The 4,155-nt window shown below is 74.3% G+C and carries 1 protein-coding gene; it reads right to left on the reverse strand.

The genetic code is table 11. The features are described from left to right. A partial coding sequence (locus ACFVGO_RS37950) for an acyltransferase domain-containing protein (RefSeq protein WP_380636743.1) occupies positions 1 to 3,728 on the reverse strand: 3,728 nt, incomplete at its 3' end. Positions 3,729 to 4,155 lie beyond the last annotated feature (427 nt).

Consider the following 4,155-nt stretch of genomic DNA (forward strand, 5'->3'; position numbering starts at 1 on the left):
TCCACCGGCAGGGGCACCGACGCCATCCCGCCACGGCCCGCCAACGCACCCACCGCACGGGAACGCAACGCCACCACCCGCGCCCCGTCGTCGATGCTCAGACCACCCGCCACCACGGCCGCGGCGATCTCGCCCTGCGAGTGGCCCACCACCGCGTCCGGAACCACACCGAACGAGCGCCACACCTCCGCCAGCGACACCATCACCGACCACAGCACCGGCTGCACCACATCGACCCGCGCCAGCAGCACCTCCGAACCCAGCGCCTCCGCCAACGACCAGTCCACGTAAGGCGCCAGCGCCCGCTCGCACTCGGCCATCCGCCCCGCGAACACAGCCGATTCGGCCAACAGCTCCGCGGCCATCCCCACCCACTGCGAACCCTGACCCGGGAACACCAACACCGAACGACCGGAAACCAACCCGCCGCCGGACACCGACCCCGGTGCCAAACGCCCATCCGCCAGCGCCTTCACGCCGTCGAGCAACTCGCTCCGGTCCCCGCCCACCACCACGGCACGGTGCTCGAAGGACGCACGCCCCACCGCCAGCGAATGACCCACGTCCGCCGTGTCGAGCCCGGGCTCCGCCACCACCCGCGCCGCCAACGCCCCCGCCTGCGCCCGCAGGGCCTCCGCACTGCGCGCCGACACCGGCCACACCACCGGCCCAGGACGCCGGGCACCCTCCACCGCCCCGGCCGGAGCCTCGGCCGGCGCCGACTCCAGGATCACGTGAGCATTGGTCCCGCTGATGCCGAAGGAGGACACACCCGCCCGGCGCGGACGGCCCGTGTCGTCCCACGCACGGGCCTCCGTCAGCAACCGCCCGGCCCCCGCCGACCAGTCCACCTCGGGCGTCGGACCGTCCACGTGCAGCGTCTTCGGCATCACCCCGTGCCGCAGGGCGAGCACCGACTTGATGACGCCGCCCACCCCCGCCGCGGCCTGGGAATGGCCGATGTTCGACTTCAGCGAGCCGATCCACACCGGACGGTCCGCCGGACGGTCCTGCCCGTACGTCGCCAGCAGCGCCTGCGCCTCGATCGGGTCGCCCAGCCGCGTCCCCGTACCGTGCGCCTCCACCACGTCCACGTCCGACGCCACCAGCCCCGCGTCCGCCAGCGCCGCACGGATCACCCGCTGCTGCGACGGACCGTTCGGCGCCGTCAGACCGTTGCTCGCACCGTCCTGATTCACCGCCGAGCCACGGATCACCGCCAGCACCGGATGCCCGTTGCGCCGCGCGTCCGACAACCGCTCCACCAGCAGCATCCCCACGCCCTCGGCCAGGCCGAAACCGTCGGCGGCTGCCGCGAAGGCCTTGCAGCGGCCGTCCGGGGCCAGACCGCCCTGACGGCTGAACTCCACGAACATGCCGACCGTGGACATCACGGTCGCGCCGCCCGCCAGCGCCAGCGAGCACTCACCCGACCGCAGCGCCCGTACCGCGAGGTGCAGGGCCACCAGCGAGGACGAGCAGGCCGTGTCGACGGTGACCGCCGCTCCCTCCAGACCGAGGGTGTAGGCCAGTCGGCCCGAAGCGACGCTTCCGGTGTTGCCGGTCAGCAGGTGGCCGCCCTCGTCGGCGCCCTGTTCGAGAGTGGGCCCGTAGTCCATGGTCATCGCCCCGACGTAGACGCCCGTCGGAGTCCGCCGCAGGGTGGCCGGGTCGATCCCGGCCCGCTCCAGCACTTCCCAGGTCGTCTCCAGCAGCAGCCGCTGCTGCGGGTCCATCGCCGCCGCCTCGCGCGGCGAGATGCCGAAGAACTCCGCGTCGAAGTCCGCCGCACCGGCGAGCGAACCCGCCTCTCGCTGGTAGTACCGGCCCGGCGTCCCCGGTGCGGGGTCGTACCGTCCGGCGGTGTCCCAACCGCGGTCGTCGGGCAGCGCGGAGACGGCGTCGGCACCTGCCGACACCAGCTCCCAGAGTTCGTCGGGGCTGCCGACACCGCCGGGGTAGCGGCAGCCCATGCCGACGATCACCACGGGGTCGTCGTCCTCGGCCCGCCGCACCGGCTCGTCCGCGTCCGTGTTGCTGTCGGGCCGGTCGCCGCCGATCTCGGCGCAGAGGTACGCGGTCAGGGCCGCCGGGGTCGGGCAGTCGAAGACAACCGTCGCCGGGATGCGCAGCGCCGTCGCCGCACTCAGCCGGTTGCGCAGCTCCACGGCGGTGACGGAGTCGAATCCCAGGTCGAGGAAGGCCAGGTCGGCGGGGACCGGATCGGACCGCCCGGTCAGCGCGGCGATCTCCTCGCCCACCAGCCGTGCCAGCGCGGCACGCCGCTCCGGTACGTCCGATCCGGCCAGCTCCGCGCGGAACGCGGCGCCGGCATCCCGGTCACCACCCGCGCCGCCCGCGCCGCCGGGCCCGTTCGCGTCCGCCGGGCCGGGCTCCGCGAGCGCCGCCAGGGCAGCCGCCGGCAGTTCCCGCACCCGGGCGTGCTGCCCGGCGAACAGCGCTTCCCGGTCCGGGGTGACCCCGTGCACGTACAGGTCACCGAGCGAGGTCAGGAACCGGCCCGGACCGCCCTGGTCGCGGCGCAGCGTCCCGAGGACGGCGGCCTGCGCGCCGTGTTCCTCCACGCAGTCCGCGAGGGCAGAGGTCAGCACGGTGTGCGGGCTGACCTCCAGCAGGACCCCGTACCCGTCCCGCAGCAGGGCCCCGGCCGCCTGGTGGAACCTGACCGTGTTGCGCAGGTTGCGGCACCAGTAGTCGGCGTCCAGGACCGGGACGTCCAGTCGTCCCCCGGTCAGTCCGGAGTAGTAGGGCAGATGCGGTGTGCGGGGGCGGATCGGTGCGAGGTCGGCGCGCATCCGGGGGACGATCGCGTCGATGTGGGGGGAATGGGCGGCCAGGCCCACCGCGATCCGCCGTGCGTGCACCGCGTCCGCGGCCAGGTCGGCGAGGAGTTCGGCCGCGGCGTCGCGGTCGCCGGAGACGATCACGGACCGCGGGCCGTTGTGCGCGGCGACGACGAGGCGGCCGTCCCAGCGGCGCAGCCGCGGCTCGACCTCGCCGGCCGGGGCCATGACGGAGACCATGTCGCCCTGCCCGGCCAGGGTCGCCTGGGCCTGACTCCACAGGGCCACCACCCGCGCGGAGTCGTCCAGGGACAGCGCGCCGCAGACCGCGGCGGCGGTGACCTCGCCGACGCTGTGCCCGAGCACTGCGGCCGGTTCCACGCCGTGGGAGCGCCACAGCGCGGCGAGCGACACCGTCACGGCGAACAGCAGGGGCTGCACCACGTCGGCCCGGTCCCCGGCGGGTGCGCCCGACGCGTCCGGGTCGCGGAGCACGTCGATCGGCGACCAGTCGACGAACGGTTCCAGGGCCTGCGCGCACGCGTCCATCCGGTCGCGGAACACCGTGGAGGTGTCCAGCAGGTCCACCGCCATCCGGGGCCATTGCGCGCCCTGCCCGGGAAACACGAAGGCGACCCGCCCGCCTGCCCCTGCGGCGCCCTCCAGCAGGCCGGGCATGCTCCTGCCGTCGGCGAGCGCGTCCAGCCGCTGCAGGAATCCGTCCCGGCCGTCCGCCACCACTGCCGCCCGCCGGCTCCCCTCGGAAGCGGTGCGCGCGAGGGCGAACGCGATGTCCTGGGGGCTCCAGTCGTCACGACCGGCCAGGTACGCGTGCAGGCCGCGCGCGCCGGCCGCCAGCGACTCCTTGCCGCTGCCGGCCAGTGTCCACAGCAGCGGTGCTTCCGTACCGTCGGGGTGCGTCATCGTGACTTCGGACTCCTTCACGGCGATCAGGACCACCAGTCGCCGGACCGTGGCGGGGCGCCCGCTCCCACGGGTCGCGCGCCGACCGGGACGCCTTCGTCATGCCCGGCGTGTACCGCCACCGGACGTGCGACGCCGATCTTGCCCAAGTCGCATAGCGTCCCGATATCGCAGGCCGCGACACGGTGCGGGCACGGGGAGCGGGCACGTCGCGGAGCGGTGAGGGGATGAGGAGCGTCCAGGCGGCGACGGAGGCGAAGAGCCTGCGGCAGCCGGTGACCGAGGCCCGCAGCGCGGCTGCGCCCCGGGGTCTCCTTGGAGGCCGGCCTGGGGGGGGAGGGGGAAGGGGAGAACAGCAGAAAAAACCCAAAGAGAGGGGGAGAAGACCCTAAGTCGTCAAACAGAGAAAAAGCTCGGCTGGGGGGGT

The organism is Kitasatospora sp. NPDC057738 (genome assembly GCF_042798815.1).
GTDB classification, from domain to species: domain Bacteria; phylum Actinomycetota; class Actinomycetes; order Streptomycetales; family Streptomycetaceae; genus Kitasatospora; species Kitasatospora lactacystinica.